Origin of the sequence: Sphingobium sp. 15-1, from assembly GCF_013375535.1 — a bacterium.
GTDB lineage: Bacteria > Pseudomonadota > Alphaproteobacteria > Sphingomonadales > Sphingomonadaceae > Sphingobium > Sphingobium aromaticivastans.
Genome location: NZ_JABXJG010000002.1, coordinates 276,901 through 299,797, shown reverse-complemented (window position 1 = coordinate 299,797; position 22,897 = coordinate 276,901). Strand labels below are relative to the sequence as shown.

General features: G+C 61.8%; 22 protein-coding genes. 14 read left to right on the top strand and 8 right to left on the bottom strand.

The annotated features are described in order from the left end of the window. Positions 1-409: 409 nt before the first annotated feature. Positions 410-1,759 carry a glutathione-disulfide reductase gene (gene gor, locus HUK72_RS17620; protein ID WP_176598105.1) on the bottom strand — a complete coding sequence of 450 codons (1,350 nt, stop codon included), beginning with the start codon at positions 1,757-1,759 and terminating at the stop codon, positions 410-412. Positions 1,760-2,205: 446 nt separating this feature from the next. Here gor and HUK72_RS17615 point away from each other — a divergent pair, with 446 nt between their 5' ends. The 8 genes from HUK72_RS17615 to HUK72_RS17580 all read left to right on the top strand — a co-directional run bounded on the left by HUK72_RS17615 (position 2,206) and on the right by HUK72_RS17580 (position 10,209). Then, positions 2,206-3,582, top strand: coding sequence for an aminomethyl transferase family protein (locus HUK72_RS17615; protein ID WP_176598104.1), 1,377 nt, complete (start codon positions 2,206-2,208; stop codon positions 3,580-3,582). Positions 3,583-3,644: 62 nt separating this feature from the next. Further along, positions 3,645-4,517, top strand: coding sequence for a methylenetetrahydrofolate reductase (locus tag HUK72_RS17610; protein WP_176598103.1), 873 nt, complete (start codon positions 3,645-3,647; stop codon positions 4,515-4,517). 277 nt (positions 4,518-4,794) lie between these two features. Next, entirely contained in the window at positions 4,795-5,808 is a 1,014-nt protein-coding gene (locus HUK72_RS17605) for a LysR family transcriptional regulator (protein ID WP_255325846.1), read from the top strand. After that, on the top strand, positions 5,792-6,727 hold the full coding sequence (locus HUK72_RS17600) for a glutathione S-transferase family protein (RefSeq protein WP_176598101.1): 936 nt from the start codon (positions 5,792-5,794) through the stop codon (positions 6,725-6,727). Before HUK72_RS17605 ends, HUK72_RS17600 begins: the two co-directional genes overlap by 17 nt. 88 nt (positions 6,728-6,815) lie before the next feature. Beyond that, positions 6,816-7,484, top strand: a complete 669-nt coding sequence (locus tag HUK72_RS17595) for a glutathione S-transferase family protein (protein ID WP_176598100.1) — start codon at positions 6,816-6,818, stop codon at positions 7,482-7,484. 48 nt (positions 7,485-7,532) lie between these two features. Further along, a complete protein-coding gene (gene istA / locus HUK72_RS17590; RefSeq protein ID WP_176597054.1) occupies positions 7,533-9,032 on the top strand; it encodes an IS21 family transposase in 1,500 nt (499 codons plus the stop codon). Continuing rightward, positions 9,029-9,886 (top strand): IS21-like element helper ATPase IstB, encoded by an 858-nt coding sequence (gene istB / locus HUK72_RS17585; protein ID WP_176597053.1) that lies wholly within the window; start codon positions 9,029-9,031, stop codon positions 9,884-9,886. Before istA ends, istB begins: the two co-directional genes overlap by 4 nt. 152 nt (positions 9,887-10,038) lie before the next feature. Beyond that, positions 10,039-10,209 carry a hypothetical protein gene (locus tag HUK72_RS17580; protein WP_218036166.1) on the top strand — a complete coding sequence of 57 codons (171 nt, stop codon included), beginning with the start codon at positions 10,039-10,041 and terminating at the stop codon, positions 10,207-10,209. A 95-nt stretch (positions 10,210-10,304) separates the two neighbouring features. On the opposite strand, the gene HUK72_RS17575 is transcribed toward HUK72_RS17580, so the two are convergent. Together HUK72_RS17575 and HUK72_RS17570 are read right to left on the bottom strand one after the other, a co-directional pair. Beyond that, positions 10,305-10,730, bottom strand: coding sequence for a dihydroneopterin aldolase (locus tag HUK72_RS17575; RefSeq protein WP_176598099.1), 426 nt, complete (start codon positions 10,728-10,730; stop codon positions 10,305-10,307). 254 nt (positions 10,731-10,984) lie between these two features. Continuing rightward, on the bottom strand, positions 10,985-12,034 hold the full coding sequence (locus tag HUK72_RS17570; protein ID WP_176598098.1) for a LysR family transcriptional regulator: 1,050 nt from the start codon (positions 12,032-12,034) through the stop codon (positions 10,985-10,987). A 395-nt stretch (positions 12,035-12,429) separates the two neighbouring features. On the opposite strand from HUK72_RS17570, the gene HUK72_RS17565 reads away from it, so the two are divergent. Then, the gene (locus HUK72_RS17565) at positions 12,430-13,080 is read left to right on the top strand and encodes a glutathione binding-like protein (protein WP_176598097.1); all 651 of its coding nucleotides are present in this window, start codon (positions 12,430-12,432) and stop codon (positions 13,078-13,080) included. 43 nt (positions 13,081-13,123) lie between these two features. Here the strand turns inward: HUK72_RS17565 and HUK72_RS17560 are convergent, their stop codons facing one another. The 3 genes from HUK72_RS17560 to HUK72_RS17550 all read right to left on the bottom strand — a co-directional run bounded on the left by HUK72_RS17560 (position 13,124) and on the right by HUK72_RS17550 (position 15,726). After that, on the bottom strand, positions 13,124-14,164 hold the full coding sequence (locus HUK72_RS17560; RefSeq protein WP_176598096.1) for a hypothetical protein: 1,041 nt from the start codon (positions 14,162-14,164) through the stop codon (positions 13,124-13,126). Between the two features lie 204 nt (positions 14,165-14,368). Then, positions 14,369-15,007, bottom strand: coding sequence for a 3-oxoacid CoA-transferase subunit B (locus tag HUK72_RS17555; RefSeq protein ID WP_176598095.1), 639 nt, complete (start codon positions 15,005-15,007; stop codon positions 14,369-14,371). After that, positions 15,007-15,726, bottom strand: a complete 720-nt coding sequence (locus tag HUK72_RS17550; protein ID WP_218036165.1) for a CoA transferase subunit A — start codon at positions 15,724-15,726, stop codon at positions 15,007-15,009. The genes HUK72_RS17555 and HUK72_RS17550 overlap by 1 nt, the downstream gene beginning before the upstream one ends. A 70-nt stretch (positions 15,727-15,796) precedes the next feature. Here HUK72_RS17550 and HUK72_RS17545 point away from each other — a divergent pair, with 70 nt between their 5' ends. Genes HUK72_RS17545 through pabB form a run of 3 tightly spaced genes read left to right on the top strand, consistent with a single transcriptional unit; the run spans position 15,797 to position 19,077 of the window. Next, positions 15,797-16,573 carry an IclR family transcriptional regulator C-terminal domain-containing protein gene (locus tag HUK72_RS17545; RefSeq protein WP_255325845.1) on the top strand — a complete coding sequence of 259 codons (777 nt, stop codon included), beginning with the start codon at positions 15,797-15,799 and terminating at the stop codon, positions 16,571-16,573. Positions 16,574-16,612: 39 nt separating this feature from the next. Further along, the gene (locus HUK72_RS17540; protein ID WP_176598093.1) at positions 16,613-17,821 is read left to right on the top strand and encodes an acetyl-CoA C-acetyltransferase; all 1,209 of its coding nucleotides are present in this window, start codon (positions 16,613-16,615) and stop codon (positions 17,819-17,821) included. A 5-nt stretch (positions 17,822-17,826) separates the two neighbouring features. Next, complete coding sequence (gene pabB / locus HUK72_RS17535; RefSeq protein WP_176598092.1) at positions 17,827-19,077, top strand: aminodeoxychorismate synthase component I; 1,251 nt, start codon at positions 17,827-17,829, stop codon at positions 19,075-19,077. Positions 19,078-19,126: 49 nt separating this feature from the next. Here the strand turns inward: pabB and HUK72_RS17530 are convergent, their stop codons facing one another. Beyond that, positions 19,127-20,140, bottom strand: a complete 1,014-nt coding sequence (locus HUK72_RS17530; protein ID WP_176598091.1) for a fatty acid desaturase family protein — start codon at positions 20,138-20,140, stop codon at positions 19,127-19,129. Between the two features lie 166 nt (positions 20,141-20,306). Next, positions 20,307-21,470: an iron-containing alcohol dehydrogenase gene (locus tag HUK72_RS17525; protein WP_176598090.1), complete on the bottom strand. Its 1,164-nt coding sequence runs from the start codon at positions 21,468-21,470 to the stop codon at positions 20,307-20,309. Between the two features lie 285 nt (positions 21,471-21,755). On the opposite strand from HUK72_RS17525, the gene HUK72_RS17520 reads away from it, so the two are divergent. Both HUK72_RS17520 and HUK72_RS17515 read left to right on the top strand, forming a co-directional pair. Next, the gene (locus HUK72_RS17520) at positions 21,756-22,259 is read left to right on the top strand and encodes a sigma-70 family RNA polymerase sigma factor (RefSeq protein WP_176598859.1); all 504 of its coding nucleotides are present in this window, start codon (positions 21,756-21,758) and stop codon (positions 22,257-22,259) included. Beyond that, positions 22,249-22,890 (top strand): NrsF family protein, encoded by a 642-nt coding sequence (locus tag HUK72_RS17515; protein WP_176598089.1) that lies wholly within the window; start codon positions 22,249-22,251, stop codon positions 22,888-22,890. The genes HUK72_RS17520 and HUK72_RS17515 overlap by 11 nt, the downstream gene beginning before the upstream one ends. Positions 22,891-22,897 lie beyond the last annotated feature (7 nt).

Genomic DNA, 22,897 nt, shown 5'->3' with positions numbered 1-22,897 from the left:
GGCAGGCTTAGAAAGATTTTCTTCTGCTACTGAAATTTTTGCGAATAGGGATTGCCGGAGCGCATGCCGTCCGCATGGCGGGATGCCCATGGAGGGCGCGAAAAATGGGCCAGCACAGGTCCGGGCGACTGGCTCTGCCGTTCAGTGCGACGAGGGATTTATCGTCCCTGTCCAGGGGGCCAATGGGGCGTAGGCGCCGTGTCACCGATCAGATGGTGCACGAACCAGTCGGAGGGATAGCTGGCGCAGGCCATCAAGATCATTCCGTGTACGGCTTCCTGAAGAAAAGCGGCGAGCAATCCAGATGACCTCTTCGCTCCATGGCTATTGGAGGATGGTGATCGCGATCCAGCCGCCGTCCCGGCGGATAGGTCGCGGATTTCCAACTGATAGAGCGGGTCGACGCCCGTCATTTCAGGAGCACCAATTCTTCGGCCAGGGACGGATGGAGCGCGACGGTCGCGTCGAATTGACTCTTCGTCAGACCGGCTTTGACGGCGATCGCCGCGGCTTGCAGTATCTCCGGGGTGTCGGGGCCGATCATATGGACGCCGACCACCCGATCCGTGTCGGCATCGACGACCATCTTGATCAAAGCCCGCTCGTCGCGTCCGGCCAGCACATTCTTCATCGGATTGAAATCCGACGTGTAGATCTTCACGGAGCCCAATGATTTGCGCGCGTCGCTCTCGGTCAAGCCCACGCCTGCGAGCGGTGGATGGCTGAATACCGCCGAAGGTACGCATTCATAGTCAAGCGTCTGCGGATTTCCGCCATAGACCGTGTCCGCAAATGCCTGGCCTTCCCGGATGGCGACAGGGGTGAGCTGAACCCTGTTGGTCACGTCGCCAACAGCATAGATGGACGGCACATTGGTGCGGCTGTGCTCGTCAACCCTGATGGCGCCGTTCTCATCGGTCTCCACGCCTGCCGTTTCGAGCCCGAGACCAGCCGTCAGCGGCTGACGCCCCATCGCATAGAGCACGACATCGCACGCGATCGGCGCTTTGCCGTCGTCGAGTTCGACAAGCAGCATGTCGTCATGGGATTTCGTGATGCGTTCGAACCTGGCGTTGAAACGAAACTCCATGCCTTTGGCCAGGCTGATCTGGAGAAGCCGGTCCCGAATCTGCTCGTCATATCCCCGCAATATTTGATCCGTGCGATTGACCAGCGTGACGTTGGAGCCAAGGGCTTTGAAGATGCCGGCAAACTCATTGGCTATATAGCCGCCGCCGGCAATGACGATGCTCTGGGGCACATTTTCCAGATGAAATGCTTCGTTGGACGTGATCCCCAGCCCGGCCCCCTCGAACGCAGGGATTACCGGCGTTGCGCCCGTCGCGATGAGTATGCGTTCAGCCGTGATGGTCGAGCCGTCGGAGAGCGCGACTTCATTCGGCCCGGCGATTGTGGCGCGGCCGTGGAAGACCTTTACCGAATGGTTGTCGAGCGTCTTCTGGTACAGGCCGTTCAGGCGGTCGACATCGTCAAGAACATTCTTCTGCAACACCTTCCAGTTGAATCGCGGCTTTTCGATGTCCCAGCCGAAGCGCTGCGCATCGTGCAGATCTTCAGCGAAATGCGCGCCATAGAAGAGCATCTTCTTCGGAACGCACCCCCGTATGACGCATGTGCCGCCAACCCGATATTCTTCTGCTATTGCGACCCGGGCTCCATATCCTGCGGAAGCACGCGATGCGCGAACACCACCTGACCCTGCACCGATGACAAACAAATCATAGTCGAAATCAGACATTGCTCTCACTACGCTTCACTTATTGATTTGGTATCTCCTCTCGACGATCGCGAGGATATACTTGCCGACGCAGGTCTATCGCATGACGCCAGGATCAAAAATCGCGGCTGTGAGGCGTTGCTTATCCAATATCCGGATTTGGGTTCGGCGCGCCTCGCGCCGGCCATTTTCGCGGCGGTCTTCGCCCTCAATAATGGTGCAGGCGGCGCCGGACGTTGCCCGTCTCTGAAATCCAGAGAGTGGATTGCGCCTATCCAGTCCGCGTTCTGTCAATACCCCGCAACCTCCTTTATCACAAAATGACATCGCGGACACAGATGATGCGACGGACCGGAATGTAATTCCGCAAGCGGATTTCTGTTGTCTTCGAAGATGTGAAATCGAGACGCGCCAATTCTCGACATGATCGGGAAGATTGGCTTTCCGTTACCACAGGAAGGGATGTTATGAAGAGTCCGTTACTTAGATATAAGAACCTGGAAGAAGCGCTTCAGGGGGTCGGTGGACCGGTGAATCTTCTTCGCGGCTCCCAGACGGGCCCTTATGTATTTCCGGTAGCGGCGCCCGAATACACCAACTGGCGCGACGAACAGCGCGCCTGGAAGAATGGCGTGGCGCTGCTGAACCTTTCTTACCACATGACCGATCTCTACCTGCGCGGTCCCGATGCGCTGAAGGTTCTTCAGAAGGTCGGCCTCACCAAGATGACGACTTTCCCGGTCAACCGGGGCAAGCAACTCATCGCGTCCAGCCCGGACGGCTATCTGATCGGAGACGGCATCGTCTTCCATCTTGAGCAGGATTATTTCCGCGTCGTCGGCCCGCCCGTCATCGTCGACTGGACTCAGTATCATGCCGAAACCAGCGGCTATGACATCGAGATCGATCGGGACGAGACGGTCGCTTTCCGGCCTGGTGAGCCGCGCATCTACATCTATCAGATCCAGGGCCCCAATGCGCTGGAAATGATGAAGGAAGTGACCGAGGGCACGCTGCCGGAAATCGGCTTCTTCGCGATCGGTGACTTTGAAATTCGCGGCAAGAAGGTCCGCGCACTGCGTCACGGCATGGCCGGCACCGCCGGTTTCGAGATGTTCGGCCCCTGGGAAGACCAGGAAGTCATCATGGACGCGCTGGAAGAAGTCGGCGCGAAATATGGCATGAAGAAGATCGGCTCGCTGGCCTATCCCACGACGACGCTCGAATCGTCCTGGATGCCGCTTCCGGTTCCCGCCGTCTATCATGGCGAGCAGATGAAGCCGTTCCGCGAATGGCTGACGATCCCGCACATCGAAGTACTCGGTTCGGTGGGCGGCAGCCTCGCCTCCACCAATATCGAAGACTATTATATGGACCCGGTCGAGGTCGGCTATACCAAGCTCATCGATCAGCAGCGCGACGATTATATCGGCTGCGAAGCGCTCAAGGGCCGGGTGGCGAACCAGCGCCGCACCAAGGTGACGCTGGTGTGGAACCGCGACGACCTGATGAAGGTCATCCATGACTCGCTCTATGCCGATCCGCCGGCGCGTTTCGTCAACTTCCCGCTTGCCACCTATTCGACTTTCCATGTCGATGATGTGCGCAGCAAGAACGGGAAGAGCGTCGGCATCGCCCAATATTCGGGCTTCACGGCCAATGCGAACGAGTTTGTCTCGCTCTCCATCGTCGACCTCGAACATGCGACGCCGGGTACAGAGCTGACCCTGCTCTGGGGCGAGCAGGAAATGCGCCGTCCGACGATCGAGAAGAACACGCTCCGTGAAGTGCGGGTTACGGTCGCCCCGGCGCCTTACTTCGAAAAGATCATCAAGAAGGACTGATGTCCATCCGGTCTCGCCGGGCTGTGCCTGCGCGAGACCGGGCCTATGCGGAAAGGCCGCCCATGAAACTCGCCTATGCGGATCAGCACGCGCCCGTCGTTGACCTGATCCAATCCTTTTCCCTCGAAATGACCGCCAAGGACATTGAGAGCCTGACCGACGCCGCGCCGCTGATCCCGGCGGGGACGCCGATTTCGGTCACTTATCTGCCCGGCGAGGAGATGCCGGCCCGCGTCGCTGCCGCTCAGGCGGTCAAGAATCTGGGCTTCGTGCCGGTGCCGCATATTTCGGCCCGGCGCGTTCTGTCCCATGACGATCTGCAAAGCTTCCTGGCGATGCTGCACGAGCATGTCGGCATCGAACGGGCCTTCGTCATAGCCGGCGATCCCGCCGCGCCCATGGGCCCTTTTGAAGATGCGCTGGCGATTATCCGCAGCGGTCTGCTGACTGCTGTCGGCGTCCGGAAGGTCGGCATTTCGGGTTATCCCGAAGGGCATCCGGATATCGACAAGGCCAAGCTTGCCAAGGCGATGCACGACAAGCTCGCCGCGCTTGCGGAGCAGGGCCTGGAAGCCGAGATCATGACGCAATTCGCCTTCGACGCCGATGCCGTTCTCAACTGGCTGGAGCAAATCCGTCAGGAGGGCGTCACCGTTCCCGTGCGCATCGGCATACCCGGCCCAGCAAGCGTCAAGAAGCTCGTCCGTTTCGCCGCCCGCTGCGGCGTGGGGGCTTCAGCGAAAGTCATGCTCAAATATGGCACGTCGCTCACGAAACTGCTGAGCACGGCGGGACCGGAAAAGCTGATCCAGGAACTGGCGGATCGTATCGATCCGGCGGTTCATGGCGACGCCCTGCTCCATTTTTATCCGTTCGGAGCCTTCGTCGATACGGCGAAGTTCATAGCGGACAATTACGGCGTCACTAAGGCCTGACCGGTCGCGGTGCCGACCGGGCCAGCCTTGATGCAGCACGGCTGGCCTGGTGGCTCCCCAACAAGGAGGTGGCGAAGCGGACGTTCTGAAGCAGGCCAGGGTTAATCTCACACGGGCCGAGCCATGGCGGACGGCCGACCCCTTATTATATCCGGAAAACGGATAATGGGTTTCCGTATCCCGCACTTGAAACCGGAGGCTTGGGAGCCTCTCTTGGCTTTAAGAAGCAAATCGTGGGAGAGTGAGAATGGCCTCTCGTCCGTCCGGCCAAGATCATATGGCCTCATTGTCTTTTTTCGACCTGACGGTTTTCGACGCGATGATGCGTTTGCGCAGCGTCACCCTCGCGGCGGATGAACTCGACCTGCCGCAATCCTCCATGAGTCGCTACGTCCAGGCGCTTCGGGAACATTTCAGCGACGTGCTGTTCGTGCGCACCCGCAATGGCATGGTGCCGACCTCCGTGGCGCTTTCCGTGGCGCGCAGCGTCGAGGAAACGCTCAACGTCTACCACAGCAGCCTGTCCAGGCGACGCACCTTCGATCCGCGAAGCTCGCTGCGCACCTTCCGCGTTGCCGCATCGGATCTCGGGCAGCTCTACATCGTTCCATTGATGCAGAGGCGTTCCGTCAAGGATGCGCCGAACATTCACTTCAATCCCGTTTCGGTTCGCAAGGACAAGCTTGTTTCGGACCTGGAGATGGGAATCGCGGATATTGTCCTTGGCAACTTTCCGGCTCTCTACGCCTCTGTCCGCGAGCAGACGCTTTTCCACGAACCCTATGTCTGCATCGCGCCCGCCCGTCTGGTGCGCAACGGCCAGTTAGGTCTGAGCGACTTCAAATCCCTCTATCACATCGTCGTCGGCGCCTCTTGCCAGGGGCATGCGCACAAAGAGGCTGAGCAGCGCATTCTGGAGGTGATCGATCCCAGGCGTCTGCGCATCGCGACGGAGAGCTTCATCGTCAGCGCGCTGATTGCCGAGGTTTCCGACCTTGTCCTTACCGTCCCGCTCTCCGTGGCGCGGGTCGTGCATTCCAATCAGGCCGCGATCGTGCAACCGCCGATCGACCTGCCTGATATTGCCATCAAGCAATATTGGCACAAACGTTTCGACCATGATCCCGGCCATGAATGGCTGAGGACTTTGGTCTTCGACAGCAGCTCCGATCATATCCAGGCCATGAGCGAGTTCGTCTCCCGCGGATCGCGCGCGGACATGTCCGGCTCCTTGGAGGATCGGGCCGATCGGGGGAAGATGGAGAAAGAGAATTATGGGCCTCTTAATTGACGGTGTCTGGCGCGACGCCTGGTACGATACCAAGTCCAGCGGCGGGAGATTCGTCAGGAAGGAGTCGCAATATCGCGGCGGGCTGGACGGTGGATTCCAGGCCGAGCCCGGCCGTTACCATATCTATGCCGGCTTTGCCTGTCCCTGGGCTCACCGCGTCCTTATCATGCGCGCGCTCAAGGGGCTGGAGGATATGATCTCCCTCTCCATGGTCAATGCCTTCATGGGAGAGAATGGATGGACCTTCCTTCCCGGAGAAGATGTCGTTCCCGACAGCATAAACGGTGCGGATTATCTTTATCAAGTCTATCTGGCGGGCGATCCGGCCTACACTGGCCGGGTGACCATTCCCATCCTGTGGGACAAGCGCGAGAAAAGGATCGTCAATAACGAGTCGTCGGAAATCATCCGCATCCTGAATTCGGCATTCGACCATGTAGGAGCAATCCCGGGCGATTATTATCCGCAAGAGCTTCGTTCCGAAATCGACGAGATCAATGCGCGGGTATATGACAGGCTGAATAACGGCGTATATCGATCGGGCTTCGCGACGACGCAGGAAGCCTATGAAGAAGCGGTCTATCCTCTATTCGACACGCTCGACTGGCTGGAAGCCCGTCTGACGGGCAGGGAGTGGCTGGCCGGAGAAAGATTGACGGAGGCGGACATCCGCCTGTTCACGACCCTGGTGCGCTTCGACGCGATCTATCATGGGCATTTCAAATGCAATTTGCGCCGGATTGCGGATTATCCCAATCTTTCACGGCTTACCGGAAAGCTCGCGTCGGATGAGCGCGTGGCGCCGACCATCAATCTCCGCCATGCCAAGGCGCATTATTATGGCAGCCATTTGAGCGTCAATCCCACGGGGATCGTGCCCGTTGGTCCGGCCGAACCATTGGGCCCGGCCATCCGGTAAATGGAATCCGGTTATTCAGATTGGACGATGGAGGGCCTTGTCCCCTGGGGATATGTTGCCTTCGGCACCATCGCTGAGGAAATATAAGATGTCTGAAGTCAGTCTTTACAATTACACAATGTCGATCTGCTCGATGAAAACCCGTCTCGCGATGGAAGAATTCGGCGTGGATTATAATGACAAGCAGGTGGATATTGGATTCGCTCTCGAAAATTTCGAACCAGACTATGTGCGGCTGAACGAACGGGCGGTCGTGCCTACCCTTGTCGTTGGTGATCGCGTCGTCACCAATTCCTACAACATCGTGCTGGAGGCCGCCAAGCTGGGCCAGGCCGGCATTCCGTCCGATCCCGTCGAAAACAAGGCGGCGCTCGATTGGTTCAAGAAGGGCGATCAGGTCAATTTCCAGGTTATCACCTATGGCCACAAGGGCGTGCCCCGCGGGGACGAACTGCTGATCGCGCGCCGCGAACGGGCCAAGGAATATGCCGATAAATATCCCGAGCTGCGCTCGATCTATCAGGCTGCGCATGATCGTATCGTGGAGCATGGCAATTGCGCCTATGACGCTGATACGGTGGCCCAGGCGGAAATCGACCTGCAGGCACGTCTCGACGAACTCGACGCGCATCTTGCGGACAAGCCGTTCATCGCTGGCAATATATACAGCATCGCGGACATCATGTGGACGGTTGTAGAGGGCGGTGACAAACCAGGCCAATGGAACGCCGGCGATTTGCTGAGCGTGGCGGTTTAAAAACCAGCCATTGGATAGGTTGCTCCTTTTTAAGGGGGGCGGCCGGGGATGTTTGCCGTGGAGAGCTACGTCGCCGTTCGGCGCTTTGTGTTTGTGGAAGGTAACAGCCGGCGAGAAGCGGCGAAGGTCTTCGGGCTGAGCCGTGACACGATAGCGAAGATGTGCCGTTTTTCGCTGCCGCCGGGCTACACGCGGACGAAGCCTGTGGCGAAGCCGAAGCTGGGACCGTTGCTGCCGGTGATTGACGCGATCCTGGCGGCGGATCGCGTTGCGCCCGTGAAGCAGCGACACAGTGCCAAGCGGATCTTCGAGCGACTGCGCGATGAACATGGCTTTGGCGGCGGTTACACTGTCGTGAAGGATTATGTCCGGCTTTGCCGGGCGCGGGGGCGCGAGACGTTCGTGCCGCTGGCCCATCCACCGGGACATGCACAGGTGGATTTTGGTGAAGCGGTGGGAGTGATCGGCGGCGTTCGCCGGAAGATCCACTTCTTCTGCATGGACGTGCCTCAGTCGGATGCCTGCTTCGTGAAGGCCTATCCGGCGGAGACCACCGAGGCCTTTCTGGACGGCCATGTATCGGCGTTCGCCTTCTTTGGCGGCGTGCCATTATCGATTCTGTATGACAACACGAAGGTCGCGGTCGCGAAGATCTGCGGCGATGGCAAGCGTGAGCGGACGCGGGCATTTACGGGGCTGGTCAGTCACTACCTCTTCACCGATCGGTTCGGTCGTCCCGGCAAGGGGAACGATAAGGGGAAGGTGGAAGGACTGGTGAAGCATGCCAGGTCGCACTTCATGGTGCCGATCCCGCATACGGCAAGCTTCGACGACTTCAATGCTGAACTGGAACGCCGTTGCCGGGTCCGACAGGAGGAGCGGGCCGGTCGGCACAGCGAGGCGATCGGTGCGCGGCTCATGGCCGATCTGGCGGCGATGCGGGCATTGCCAGCAGGGCTGTTCGAGCCGTGCGAGACACGGGCGGCCCGCGTGTCATCAACGGCGCTGGTGCGCTACCGGACCAACGACTACTCGGTGCCGACCCGTTACGGCTTCCAGGATGTCATGGTGAAGGGCTTTGTCGACACGGTCGTCATCCTGTGCGGCAATCAGGAGATCGCCCGACATGCCCGCTGTTATGGTGAAGCCATGTTCGTGGCGAACCCGCTCCATTATCTGGCGCTGATCGAGACCAAGCCTAATGCGCTCGATCAGGCCGCCGCGCTGCAGGACTGGGCCTTGCCCGAGGCGTTCCAGCATCTGCGCCATCTTCTCGAGGCGCGCATGGGCAACAAGGGCAAGCGCGAGTTTATCCAGGTGCTGCGCCTGTTGGAGGCGATACCGATGGATACCGTCACCTTCGCGGTGAACGAGGCGATCCATATCGGCGCGATCGGCTTCGACGCGGTCAAGCAGATCGCGCTGGCGCGCATCGAACGGCGGCCCGCCCGCCTCGATCTGGCGGCTTACCCCCACCTGCCCAGAATGGACGTGAAGACGACGCGCGCTGCTGACTATGCTGCGCTCGTGCCGGGGCTGGCGGCATGAACCGGGTTCCTGAGGACAGGATGCCGACCGGCACTATGGCGGGGACGCCCCAGATCCTGCTCGCGCATCATCTCAAGCAGCTCAAACTTCCTACGGTGCTGCGCGAATATGAGAAGCTGGCCCGCGAATGCGCGCGCGATGGGGTGGATCATAGCCGCTACCTGCTGCGGCTCATCGAACTGGAGCTGATCGACCGCGAGCGCCGCACGGTGGAGCGCCGGATCCGTGCCGCCCGCTTCCCGGCGGTGAAGAGCTTCGACACGTTCGACTTCACGGCCATCCCCAGCCTCAACAAGATGCTCGTGCTGGAACTGGCGCGCTGCGAATATATCCTGCGGCGGGAAAATATCATTGCGCTGGGTAACAGTGGCACGGGCAAAACCCATGTGGCGCTCGCCCTGGGACTGGCGGCCTGCCAGAAAGGCTTCACCGTCGCGTTCACGACCGCGGCCGCGCTGGTCAACCAGTTGATGGAGGCAAGAGACGAAAAGCGGCTGCTCAAGATGCAGCGCGAGCTGGCGGCGGTGAAGCTGCTCATCGTCGATGAACTGGGCTATGTGCCGCTCTCCCCCACGGGCGCCGAACTGCTGTTCGAGACATTCTCGCAGCGCTATGAGCGTGGATCGACGATCGTCACATCCAACCTGCCGTTCGAGGACTGGACGCAGGTCCTGGGATCCGAGCGGCTCACCGGCGCGCTGCTCGATCGGCTCACGCACCACGTCAGCATCCTGGCCATGAACGGCGACAGCTACCGTCTCAAGCAGTCCGCCCGCCGCCGTGCTGCCGGGGCGGAGCAAAAACAGGCCACCCCTGTCGTCGACCCGGACACCGGCGAAATTACAGCCCCCTGATCCCCGATCACGGCCAAGATATGCAAAGGGCCCCGATCGGGGCCCTTTGCATATCTTCACAGCGCCCCATCAATGGCCTGCTTTTACTCCGCCACGCTGGCCTGGAATCCGACCGCCGTTGACACCCGTCGATTGCGGACCGGATCACGTCCTTGTCGACGATAAGAAATAATGAAGAGATATTCGAGACATTCGGCTTCAGCTATAACACATTGAAGAAAGTCTCGACCGGCATGCCGCTCCGCAGATCGCTTGCCGACCGGATCGAGGAGCGGGCCAGGAAAGTGTTCGAAGCCGATGGGCATGCGAACGCCTCCGCCTAGATTTCCGGATCGAAGGCGTTCGCGCAAAGGCGCTTCCTTACCGGCATGATGCCTGTGATCCTGTCACGTCGGGATCGAAGATGATTCCGGCGGGCTCAATCCGCCTCCCGCCGCATCTTCGGTTTGGCGATCTGGTAGCGCACGGAAGCCATGGCTGGCGGGATGGCGCCCGGTTTGTATAGCTCGATGTCCACGGAATGAATGCGCTCAAGGGCGATCAGGCGGCGGCCCAGTTCGCAGATGAGCGTTTCGATCAGCTCGAAATGACCTTCCTGCGTCAGCGACCGGGCCTGCTCGACCAAGGTGCGATAGTCGATCGTATCGCAAATCCTGTCATCTTCCGGCTCCACCACCTCGGCAGCGATATTGAAGATGATTTCCTGCGCGCATGCCTTCTCGCCGCGATAGATGCCGACGCTCGCCATGAGCGAAACCTGTTCGGCCCTGACCCAAAGCTTTTGCTCGTAAAAGGATTCCAATTCCTCCACGCCTGCCATGGCGATTTTGATATGTTCGTTCATGCACTCGCGTCCAACCGAATATGACAAGCCAGTGGACGAAATTGAGGGGAGGGGCATCGCCTGATGATATGGGCGGCAGCCATTTGCGCTGCGCCCTATCCCGCATGTTCACATGGCCAATGGCAATGATCCGCCTTTTCTGCCCTCACTCGTCCTGAGCAAAAGCCTACTGGAAAGGCGGCTTTCAACCTAACTTGCAATCCGGATTTGATGGTTCCGTCATCGGGATAATCTGGCCGCAGCGACGTGGACGATCAGCCAGCGGCGGCCCTGACCCGCGTGTCCGGAGAAATTATGGTCTTCGCGCCCAGCTCATGGGAGCCCAGGCGGGCCGTTTCGATCGAGGGCAACACGGTGATCTGGCGCGCTTCGATCTGGTGATCCGTCCGGCATTCCGCGATGAGCGAACGGAGCCACATATTGCCCGGATCATGATCGAAGCGTTCATGCCAATATTGTTTCACTTCGATCGTCGGCAGATCCAGCGGCGGCGCGACGATGGTCATGCGGGGTGACCTGACGACCCGCGCGACCGAACGCGGGACGGTCAGGACGAGATCGTTCGTCTCGGCTATCAGCGCGGTGACCATGAAGGTCTCTGACACCATCCGTACCCTGCGCTGGTCGATCGTCTCCAGAATCAGCCGTTCCGCTTCCTGATGCCCGTGGCTATAGTGGCGGCCATCGACGACGATATGGTCGAGAGCCTTGAAATCGCTGAGGCTTAGAACCCCATCGGGCGCCAGGGCCTTGGGAAGAATGCAGACATAATCTTCCCGGAAGAGCGTCTGTTCCTTCACATTGGCGTACAGGCTTGGATAGCTGCCGACGGCAATGTCGGCCGCGCCCGCCTCCAGCTCCGCTATCAGCTTGCCTCGGCCGATCGGAACCGCGGTGAAGGTGACGTTCGGTGCCGTTTCGACCGAATGTTTCTGAACCAGCGGCATGATGCAATAATGGCCCAGATCGGACGCCGCGATCCGGAAGTTCCGCTCCGAAGAGGAAGGGTCGAAGCGGCGGCGTTCGCACAGGCCCGTGCGATAGATGCGCAACGCCTCCTCCACGCCCTTGGCGATGGACTGGGCCACGGAGGTCGGCACCATGCCGTTGCGGGTCCGCACGAACAGGGGATCATTGAAGTGATCGCGAAGCGTCTGCAGATTGCGGCTGAGAGAGGATTGCGGCAGCTCCAGCTCATCCGCCGCGAGCGTCACGCTTTTCAGCCGCATCATCGCCTCGAACACCGTCAGGTGGAAAAAGGACAGCATTGCCGCCTGGTCGCGGCTGGTGGGCAACATGTTCATGGCGTTCGCCTCTCTCCTCGCCCGTCCACGCGCGCTGCTATCCAGCGTATGTGGGGAGCACCTTTTTCCGCAGAGTGGATACTGATCAGCGGTGTATCGCAAGCCCGGAATTTGCATAATCTAAATCCGAATATCGGATATTGGTTCGCGGATCATCAATGACGCGTCGCTGCGGAGAGGAAAAGGGGGCCAATTGCGTGGGTTTTTCATCGTCAAGGCGGGGTGGCCGCTGATTTGGCGATGATCGCCGTCCGAAGGGGGCAAGAGGCCATGGGGCGCCCCCATGGTATCGGATAAGGATGCAAGATCAAGATTTTGGATATTCGGAATCTTGACTTGCGCTCCCATCAAAGCGGCCGCACGCAATGCAAAAATCGGCAGGAGAGTTAAGGGACATGTTGAAGCTCTATTATAATCCCGGTTCATGCTCATTGGCTTCCCACGCCGCGCTGGAGGAGGCGGGGCTGGCCTATGAAACCGAGCTGGTCGATCTTACGCAGAATGTGCAGTTTTCCGACGATTATCGGCAGAAGAACCCTTGGGGCCGTGTTCCCGCACTGCAGATCGGCCAGGACATATTGACCGAGAACATCGCGATTCTCAGCTATATCGCTGAGCTTGCGCCCGAAAAGGAACTGCTTCCCAAGGCAGGCCTGGCCCGCGCAAGGGCCATGGAGTGGCTCGCCTTGCTGTCCAGCACCATTCACGTCGCTTTCCGGCCGATCTTCCGGCCGAACCGCATCGCTGAAACGATCGATGGCCAGAAGGACGTCGCGGCCACGGGACTGAACAACCTGAGGACCGTCCTGGCCCTGCTGGACGGGCGTCTTGGCGATCAGCCTTATGCGCTTGGCGACCGGTTCAGCCTCTGCGACCTGTACCTCTTCGTCTTCGTCCTGTGGTCGCGGCGGCCCGTTCTCGACGGCAAGCTCGGCGCGCTTCCCCATCTCGATGCCTTCGCTGAGCGAATCGTTGTTCGCCCGTCGATCAGCACTGCCCTGTCTCAGGAAGGCCTTAACTGGCCAAAAGAGCGCAGGGCAGTTTAGACGCGGGAGGGGGCGCCCGCCACAAGGTCCATGGAATGGCCGGTCAGGCCGGAACCATGTCCAGGTGGCGGGCGATTTCCGCCTGGAGTTCAAGAAGCGGGGCCACGCTTTCAGCAGGGCGGCGTCCAAAGCCGCATTCGGTCGCGATGCCAAATGCCGGGAGATAGGTTCTGGCATGCGCGGCCCGCCGCAATGCGCCTTCGATTCCGTCGCGGGCATGCACCAGGCCGAGATAGATGATGGTGCCCGCTTCCGTCGCCAGCTTCGACAGCGGGGCGAAATAGGCATCGTCGGCCCGGTCGATCGGAACCGGCAGATGGAACCAGTCAATCGGGCGCTCCACCAGCGTCGCAAGATGGTTCATGACGCTTACCATTAGCGCGGTGTCCTCAGGATCCTTGAAATGCGCGTGGTTCGCGTCGCCATAGCAGAGGTGGAAGCCCAGCTTCACGGATGACGGAACCCAGGAGGCCAACTCCACCATCCGGCTGACGAGCGGATCGAAGTCCGTGACCGGCGCCGGGAACACGCCCTCCAGCACCGCGAATTCCAGTGCGGCGTCCCACTGGATGGCAAGGCGGTGCGACGGAACCGCCGCGAGAATCTCGCTGAGTTCCCGCCGCATCGCCGCAGCGTAAAGCGGTTCGACCGCATCGAAGCTATCCGGCTCGATGAACGACATCATCGGCGCGAAGGGGGTCGGCAGCGCGACCATGAAGCGGGTGTCGCTCCCGATCCTGCCTTCAGCGACCAGCCGTTCGAAGGTGCGATAGGAAGCGATCGCGGCGCTGGCATAGCCCAGTGGCGGAAACGCCGCGTCCCCCGCGCAGTCCGCACGTCTGGAATAGAGGTCGACCTGAACCGCGCCATATCCCTCGACATGCTGCCGGCGTTCCAGCATCGGCGCCTTGTCCATGACGCCTTTCTGCCAGTTGATCCAGTTGGTGCGATCGCCGGTCTCTCCATCGGGGATCGCCTTGATGCGGCTGCCCAAGGTTTGGGCGACAGTGGAGAAGACCAGTTCTTCATCGTTTAACGGAACGCTGCCCACGAGCAGAATCGGGGTTGGCGCGGCGTCGCTCATTCTGGAACCCTCATTGGCTTTCGGTCGAACTCAGCAGGCATGTCGGCCCGACATGCCTTGCAAAGTTTCGACCACCCTAGAGCCGCGGCGCGTCGTACGGAACATTGTGAGGGCGGATAGTTCCTATCCGGATTTCGGAAGAACGACCGCAGACGACCGCCAGGCCGTCTGCGGGGGCTTTGCATCGCGGTCGCGAAAAGAGGATCAGGCCGACCGGACGGGAATGCCGGTTCGAGCGCGGACGAATGCGATGTCGAGGTCTGACGCCAGTTCTTGCACGATCAATTCGCCACGATCCCGATCGAGCAGGAACTGGCCGAAATCGGAAATCACGGCATCGACGACGCCCGTGCCGGTCAGCGGCAGGGTGCAGCGTTCGACGATCTTGGGATTGCCCGCCTTGTCGCTGTGGCTCATCACCACGACCACACGTTTCACGCCTGCGACCAGGTCCATGGCGCCGCCCATGCCCTTGATCATCTTGCCCGGCACCGTCCAGTTGGCGAGGTCGCCATTGCCCGCAATCTCCATCGCGCCCAATATGGCCAGGTCGATATGGCCGCCGCGGATCATCGCGAAGCTGTCCGCCGAGCTGAAGAAGCTGGACGTTGGCAGGGTCGTTACCGTCTGCTTGCCGGCGTTGATGAGGTCCGGGTCGACCTCATCGTCATAGGGGAAGGGGCCGATGCCGAGCAGGCCATTCTCGGACTGAAGGACGACCTCTATGTCCGTGGGCACATAATTGGCGACCAGCGTCGGAATGCCGATGCCCAGGTTGACATAGAAGCCGTCCTGCAGCTCGCCGGCGGCGCGGGCCGCCATTTCCTCGCGTGTCCAGGGCATCAGGCCTTCTCCTCCTGGCGGGGCCGCGTGGTTCGGAACTCTATCCGCTTCTCGTAGGATGGCCCCTGGATCACGCGGTCGACATAGATGCCGGGGGTATGGACCTGGTCGGGATCAAGCGCGCCTGCGGGAACGATTTCCTCCACCTCGGCTATCGTGATCTTCCCCGCGGTCGCCATGTTCGGATTGAAGTTCCGGGCCGTCTTCCGGTAGACGAGATTGCCTTCGGGATCGGCTTTCCAGGCTTTCACGATGGAGACATCCGCCCGCAGCCAGGTCTCGCGCACGTAGAGCGCGCCTTCGAATTCCTCGACCGGCTTGCCCTCCGCGACCACGGTTCCGACGCCGGTCTTCGTATAGAAGGCCGGAATGCCGGCCCCGCCCGCGCGGATGCGCTCCGCCAGCGTGCCCTGCGGATTGAGTTCCAGTTCAAGCTGCCCCGACAGATAGAGTTCAGCGAACAGCTTGTTCTCCCCGATATAGGAGGAGACCATCTTCCGGATCTGGCCGTTGTTGAGCAGGGTCCAGAGGCCGAACCCGTCCGCGCCGCAATTGTTCGAGATGATGGTGAGTTGCTTGACCCCGTTCCGGAGCAGGCCCGCGATGAGATGCTCCGGATTGCCGGAAAGCCCGAACCCGCCCGACATGATCGTCATGCCGTCGAAGAGGATTCCCTCCAGCGCTGCATCGGCGTCGGGAAATATCTTGCGCTTTGCCATAAAAACCTCTATCTGTCCGATTATCGAACATAAGAATCAATAATCGTTCATTGGTAAAAGGTCAATGCTCATGTCCGCCGCGAGCGAAACCGCCGACCCGAACTTCATGCTTTCGCTTGCGCGGGGGCTGGGCGTGCTGCGCGCCTTCGAGGGGAAATCCTCGCTCAGCATAGCGGAGGCGGCCCGCCTGAGCGGATTGAACCGGGCGAGCGCGAGCCGCTGTCTGCACACGCTCATGCGCCTGGGCTATGTCCGGGAGCATGGCGGGCGCTATTCGCTGACGCCCAAGCTGCTTCCGCTGGCGGCGGGGTTCCTGACCTCCACGCCCCTGGCCAGCGCCAGCCAGGCGGTCGCCAACGCGCTGCGCGACCGGCTTCAGGAAACGGTTTCGGTCGGCGCTCTCGACCCCTCCGACCCCGGCCGCATCATCTACATCGCCCGCGCCGAGCGCAATCAGGTGATCGCCGCGCCGCTCATGGTGGGCAGCACGCTGCCCAGCCATTGCACCTCCATGGGGCGCGTCCTCCTGGCTTCGCTGGCGAGTGGCGGGCTCGAACAATGGTTGTCGGGCGCCGTGCTTGAAGCGCGGACCGAGCGAACGATCACCTTGCCCGAGGCGCTGCGCGCCGAATTGCGCGCGGTCAGCGAACAGCGCTGGAGTCTCGTCGAGGAGGAATTGGAGATCGGGCTGCGTTCGCTTGCCGTGCCGATCCGCGACCGGAACGGCAACATCCTCGCCGCGCTCAACGTGGCGACCTTTTCCGAGGCGCACAGCCGCGAGCATCTGATCGACCAATATCTTCCCGACCTCAGGGCTGCCGCCGGCCAACTCGAGCGGGCGATCTAAAGCCATCGACCAATTTACAGAACTTCAGGAGCTGACATCATGATACTGCGCCGCGCCGCGATCGTTTCGCCTCTTCGGACCGCCGTCGGCAAGTTCGGGGGAGGGCTGTCCTCCCTCACGGCGGGACAGCTTGGGGCCACCATCATCAAGGCGCTTGTCGAGCGGAGCGGCATCGACCCCGAGCGCGTCGACGATGTCGTCTTCGGACATGGCTACCCTAGCGGCGAGGCGCCCAGCATCGGCCGCTGGTCCTGGCTCGCCGCCGGGCTGCCCCAGAATGTGCCGGGCTTCCAGCTCGACCGCCGCTGCGGCTCCGGTCTCCAGGCGATCATCGAGGCTGCGATGATGGTCCAGACCGGCGCTGCCGACGTGGTCGTCGCGGGAGGCGCGGAAAGCATGTCCAATGTCGAACATTATTCGACCGCGCTGCGCAAGGGCGCGCGCATGGGCAGCGTCGAACTGCACGACCGGCTCACCCGCGCCCGTCTGATGTCGCAGCCGATCGAGCGTTACGGCGTGATCACGGGCATGATCGAGACCGCCGAAAATCTCGCCCGCGACTATGGGATCACGCGGGAGCAGTCGGACGCCTATGCCGTCCGGTCGCATCAGCGCGCCGCCGCCGCCTGGCGCGAGGGGAAGTTCGCTGACGAGATCGTCCCTGTCGCCTTGCCGCAGAAGCGCGGCGAGTCCGTGATCTTCGACCGCGACGAAGGGTTCCGCGAAGATGCGTCGCTGGAAACCCTCGGCGCGTTGAAGCCCATCGAGGGCGGCGTGGTGACGGCCGGCAACGCCAGCCAGCAGAATGACGCGGCCGCCGCTTGCCTGGTCGTTGCCGAAGATCAGCTCGCCAAGCTTGGCCTGGAACCGAGCGGCTGGTTCGTCGGCTGGGCGGCGGCTGGCTGTGACCCTTCGCGCATGGGCATCGGCCCGGTTGGCGCGGTCGAGCGGCTGTTTGCGCGGACTGGACTCGGTTGGGACGATATGGACCTCATTGAAATCAACGAAGCCTTTGCGGCGCAGGTGCTGGCGCTGGTCAAGGCGTGGGGCTGGAGCGAGGATGACAGCCGCCTCGACCGGCTCAACGTCAATGGCTCGGGCATTTCCCTCGGCCATCCGATCGGCGTCACCGGCGCGCGCATCGCCGCGACGATGCTGAACGAGATGCGCCGTCGCGAGGCGCGCTATGGGCTGGAAACCATGTGCATCGGCGGCGGTCAGGGTCTCGCCGCCATTTTCGAGCGCTGACGGCGATGAGCGCGCTGGGCCGTCGGCCTTTCGTGCTGTTGGAGGATCTCGAAAAGGGAACGGCCGCTCTTTACGAGAGTCCCTATGCGACCGTCACCGCCGCGACCATAAGCGAGGTGGCCGACGCGCTGCGGCATGCCGACGCGCTGGTGGAGGACGGTGCGCACCTCGCCGGCTGGATAGGGTATGAGGCGGGCTATGCGCTGGAGCCCCGCCTTCATCCCTTGCTGGACCGGCAATGGCGCAAGTCGCCGCTGTTGCGCCTGTTCGCCTTCCCGCAGCCGCGGATATTTCCCGCTGACGCCGTGGACCATTGGCTTTCGGGAATGGCCCGTCGCGACGCGCATCTCGACCCGCTTGAGCCGGTCATTGGCTTCCAGGACTATGCCGCCGCTTTCCGTCGCGTGAAGGACGCGATCGAGGCGGGCGACATCTATCAGGCCAATCTCACATTTCCGCTGCAGGGACGATGGCGGGGCGATCCGCTCGCCCTGTACCGCGCCATCCGCCCGGAGGCGAACGCCCGATTTGCGGCCTTGATCTTCGACGGCCGGGACTGGCTGCTCTCCTTTTCGCCCGAACTTTTCTTCTCGCTCAGCGACGATACCCTTAAGGTCCGCCCGATGAAGGGCACACGGCCCCGCGGCGCCGATGCAGAAAGCGACAGGCGCCTTGCCCGCGAACTGGCGGAAAGCGTCAAGGACCGGGCGGAAAATCTGATGATCGTCGACCTGATGCGCAACGATCTTTCCCGCATCAGCCAACCCGGCAGCGTGAAAGTCGATCGGCTTTTCCGGGTCGAAACCTATCCCACCGTCTTTCAGATGACGACGGGCATCTCGTCCCGGGTCGACGGCCCTCCCGCAATGTCGAGAATCCTCCAGGCGATGTTTCCCTGCGGATCGATCACGGGCGCGCCGAAGATGAGGGCCATGGAAATCATCCATGAGGTGGAACATTGGAGCAGGGGCCCCTATTGCGGCGCCATCGGGGCATTCGCTCGGACGGAACGGGGCGAAGGTTCGGATCAGGTCCGGGGTTGGCGCGGCCGCTTCAATGTCGCCATAAGGACGCTGCGCTTGCGGCCGGGGGTCAACGGCCGCCTCGGCACGGCGCTGTTCGGGGTCGGATCGGGAATCGTGGCGGATTCGGTGCTGGAAGAGGAATGGGAAGAGTGCCTTCTCAAAGCGCGCTTCGTCGAGCGGGGGCTTGCCCGACGCATATCCGAACAGGTGCAAGGGCGCAAAGTCGGATAGTCCGCCTTGCAGGGAAGCGGACGTCTCTCCCGCCGTTGGACGCCCAGTGTTACGGTTTTGCCTCGGAATGCGCGACGAGCATGGTCGCGTCCGTCGCGGCGGGCGGCATCAACTCCTTGATCACGCCCCAATAGCCCCGCGTGACATGCGCCTCCGCCGCATAGGCGGGATCGGTCATCAGATGCATGTGCAGCCGGCGCAGGTTGGGCCATGGCACCGACGGGAACAGATGATGTTCCAGATGATAGCTCACATGGAAGGGCGCGATCAGAAAGCGGTCGAGAAGGGTGGGGATGACGGTGCGGGTGCCGTTGAGCTCCCGCTCGTCGGCCACGCCATTATGCTCGGCTATGGCCCGGATCCGGTTGAAGACATTGGCCCAGATGAATTGCGGGATCATGAAAAGGCCCAATATCTGCCAACGCAGGGGTGACCACAGGATCAGGCCGTAGACCAGCACGGCCCAGGCCGCATAGCGGAGCCGCAGCGTCAGGCGATAATCGAAACCGAAGCGGCCGGGATTGTGAAAATTGGCGAAGGGCGCCCAGACCCGGCCGGCCCGCGCCACGCGATAAAAATTGAGGCCGGTCACGCTGCGAACCAGCAGCCAGGCCATGGCGCCGGGGCTTTTCGGAAAATGCTGGTCGGGGTCCTTCCGTTGGACGCGATAGTCATAGTCGCGGACGGTGTTGGTGTAGCGGTGATGCTGCATGTGGTTCGCGCGGTACAGATCGATGCTCATGAGGAGCGGATAGGCGACGAAAATGTCGCCAATCAGATCGTTGACGCGGCGATTGCTGAACAGCATGCCGTGACATGCATCGTGCATCATCACCGCCAGGCATTGAATGCGCGATCCGATGACGAATCCGGCAGCCAGGTAAACCGGAATCCGGTCGACGTGTATCGCGATCGCGCCGGCGGCGATCATGATCAGCCATTGCAGCACGAGCAGCAGGGCGTTGCGGCGGTCGTCGATGACGGAAAGCTGCCGGATCAGCGCCAATGAGTCCCGCCGTGGGTAACGGTATCCGGGCGGACGATCCTTGGCGATGTCTTCCATGGGAATATGTCTCCGAATGCCGCATCAACCTGTGACGGACTATGATTGGGGCGATCCAGCGTCAAGGGTTCCGGTTCCATGCACGGCGCCCTTTTCCGCGGAGTAGCGGCAGGCAAAGCGAAAGACTGCCCGGCTTTTGCCGGAGCGCGCCCGTCACTAGGCCATGTCAATGGTTCCAGGCCCGGCGATAGAGCGCCTGGATTTCATCGGCATCCGGCACGACCGGGTTGTTGCCGGGCGATCCGGAAGCGAGCGCCTGCTCGGCCATGAGCGGCAGGATCGCCTCCCACTCGCCAGGGTCGATGCCAAATGCGGCAGGCGTGGGGACGCGAAGTTCCTCGTTGATGCGAGCCAGATCGTCGATCAGCTTGCCGACGGCGCCCTGGTTTCCCTCATCCGGTGCGGCAATCCCCATGGCCCGCGCGCAATCGGCATAGCGTCCAAGCGCGCCCGGCGCCGAGAAGGCCGTGACCGTGGGCAGCAGCATCGCATTGGAAAGGCCGTGCGGCACATGGAAATGCGCCCCGATCGGCCGGCTCATCCCATGGACCAGCGCGACGCTGGCGTTCGAGAAGGCGATGCCGGCCTGGGTCGAACCGAACATCATCGCTTCGCGTGCCGCCCGGTCCTCCGGATCGGCCCATACGCGCCGCAAATTGGTGGCAATGGCCCGCATGGCCGAGAGCGCAAAGCTATCCGAAAACGGATTGGCGCGGCGCGACACATACGCCTCCATCGCATGGGTCAGCGCGTCGATCCCGGTGTCGGCCGTCAGGCGCGGCGGCATGGTCAAGGTCAGTTCAAAATCGACCAGCGCGGCAATCGGCAGATAGGCGAGCCCGGCCAGCAACATTTTCTCGTCGGTCGTTTCGTCCGTGACGATCGTGAAGCGCGTCGCCTCCGACCCGGTGCCCGCCGTCGTCGGTATCGCGATGATGGGCAGGCCCGGCGCATCCAGGAGGCAGGGCGCCTTATAGTCGCGGCAGGCGCCGCCATGGATCGCGAGCACCGCAATCGCCTTTGCGCTGTCGATGGGGCTTCCGCCGCCAAAGCCGACGACGCAATCATGATCGCCCTCCGCCAAAAAGGCGCGGGCGCTTTCTATGGAGGCGGCCGTCGGTTCAGCCATGGTGTCCGCGAATAAGCGGGCGGTCATCCCGGCCGCGCGGAGATCGTCCATCAACGCATCGGAGCGCCCGCTATCCCGCAGGAAGCGATCGGTCACGATCAGCGGCCGCGACAGGCCCAGCGTGCCCAGCAACGGCGCCAATTCGCGTGAGATGCCGCCACCGACACGCAGGATTCGCGGAAGCGCCGCCTGAAAGCTCATCTCTGTTCTCCGCCATCCATTTCAGCGAAATCTGGATGATTTCGACGAAGCGGACAAGGCCCTCATCCATGGCGAAACCGTGGACATGGATATGGGCCCGCAAGAAACCGTGAAGCCCGGTGGCGGGAAAAATTTCAAAAAATTCCGCCCTGCGGTGACTTATCCCGTCTCTTCACCGAATATCGCATCATGCGCCTGCCTTCGATCATGATGCGGACCCCCGATCCGTCCCGTCCCAGGATGCGTGGCGAGCCGGCAAAGGCCGCGGATGAATGGGGCGAATGGATGGTCGCGGCGCAGGGTGGGCATGGCGGGGCCTATCGCCGCCTGCTCAGCGAAATATCCCCATGGCTGCATCGCTATTTCCAGCGCCGCCTGCCCCATGGCGACGTCGACGATGCCGTGCAGGAGACATTGCTGGCGGTGCATCGCCGCCGCCATACCTATGATCCGGCCTATCCACTGGGACTGTGGCTGGCGGCCATAGCCAGACGCAAATGGATCGACCAACTGCGCAGCCTGGAGCGCCGTCCGACCGGGGAGTTGCCCGACACCCTCTCCGTCGTCGATCATGAGGCATCGGTGACAAGCGCCTCGGTCCTCGCCAGCCTGCTCGAACAACTCCGCCCCGCGCAAGCCCAGGTCATCGCCCTGGTCAAGTTGCATGGATACAGCATCGAAGAGGCGAGCCGGGAAACCGGCCTCTCTCCGTCCGCCGTAAAGATGAACATTCATCGCGGCCTCGCCCGCCTGACCGCATTCATAGAAAAGACGCCCGATGTCGAATGACGCCCTCATCCTCCGCCTGTCCGCCAATCTCATGCCGGTCAAGCGCCGCAGCCCGTGGCGCGATGCCGCCTTTCTGCTCCTGTTCTGGGCGGCCGAACTGGCCGCGATCCTGGGGCTGGGCCTGATGCGGCCGGATATGGGGCAGGTGATCGGCTCCGCCTACATGCTTTGGAAATTGGGCAGCCTCGCCCTGCTGGCGGTGGTCAGTTGCGCGATCGCGGTTCGATCCTTTTCCCCGATGACCACGCCTGGCCGGGGTCTGCTCCTTATGCTGGCGCTGACGGGCATGACCATGAGCGCGGGAGCATTGGTGGGATCGGCGGACAGCGTTGGAAGCCCCTTTGTCCATCGTCTCGCGCCGGTCCATGGCCTGCTATGCGCCTCGTCCATCTTGGTCATGTCGCTGCCGATCCTGGCGGTCATGACTCATTTGATGCGGCGGGGCGCGCCGACCTATCCCAAAGGGAGCGCGCTGGCGGCCGGCATGGCGGCGGCGACTTCAGGGGCGCTGATCTTCGCCTTCTGCTGCCCGGTCAATGATCCGCTCTATGTGATCATCTGGTATGCCGCCGGGTGCGCGACCGTCACCACCATGGCGCGATGGCTGCTGCCGGGGCGTTTCCGCCTCTAGTCCTTTG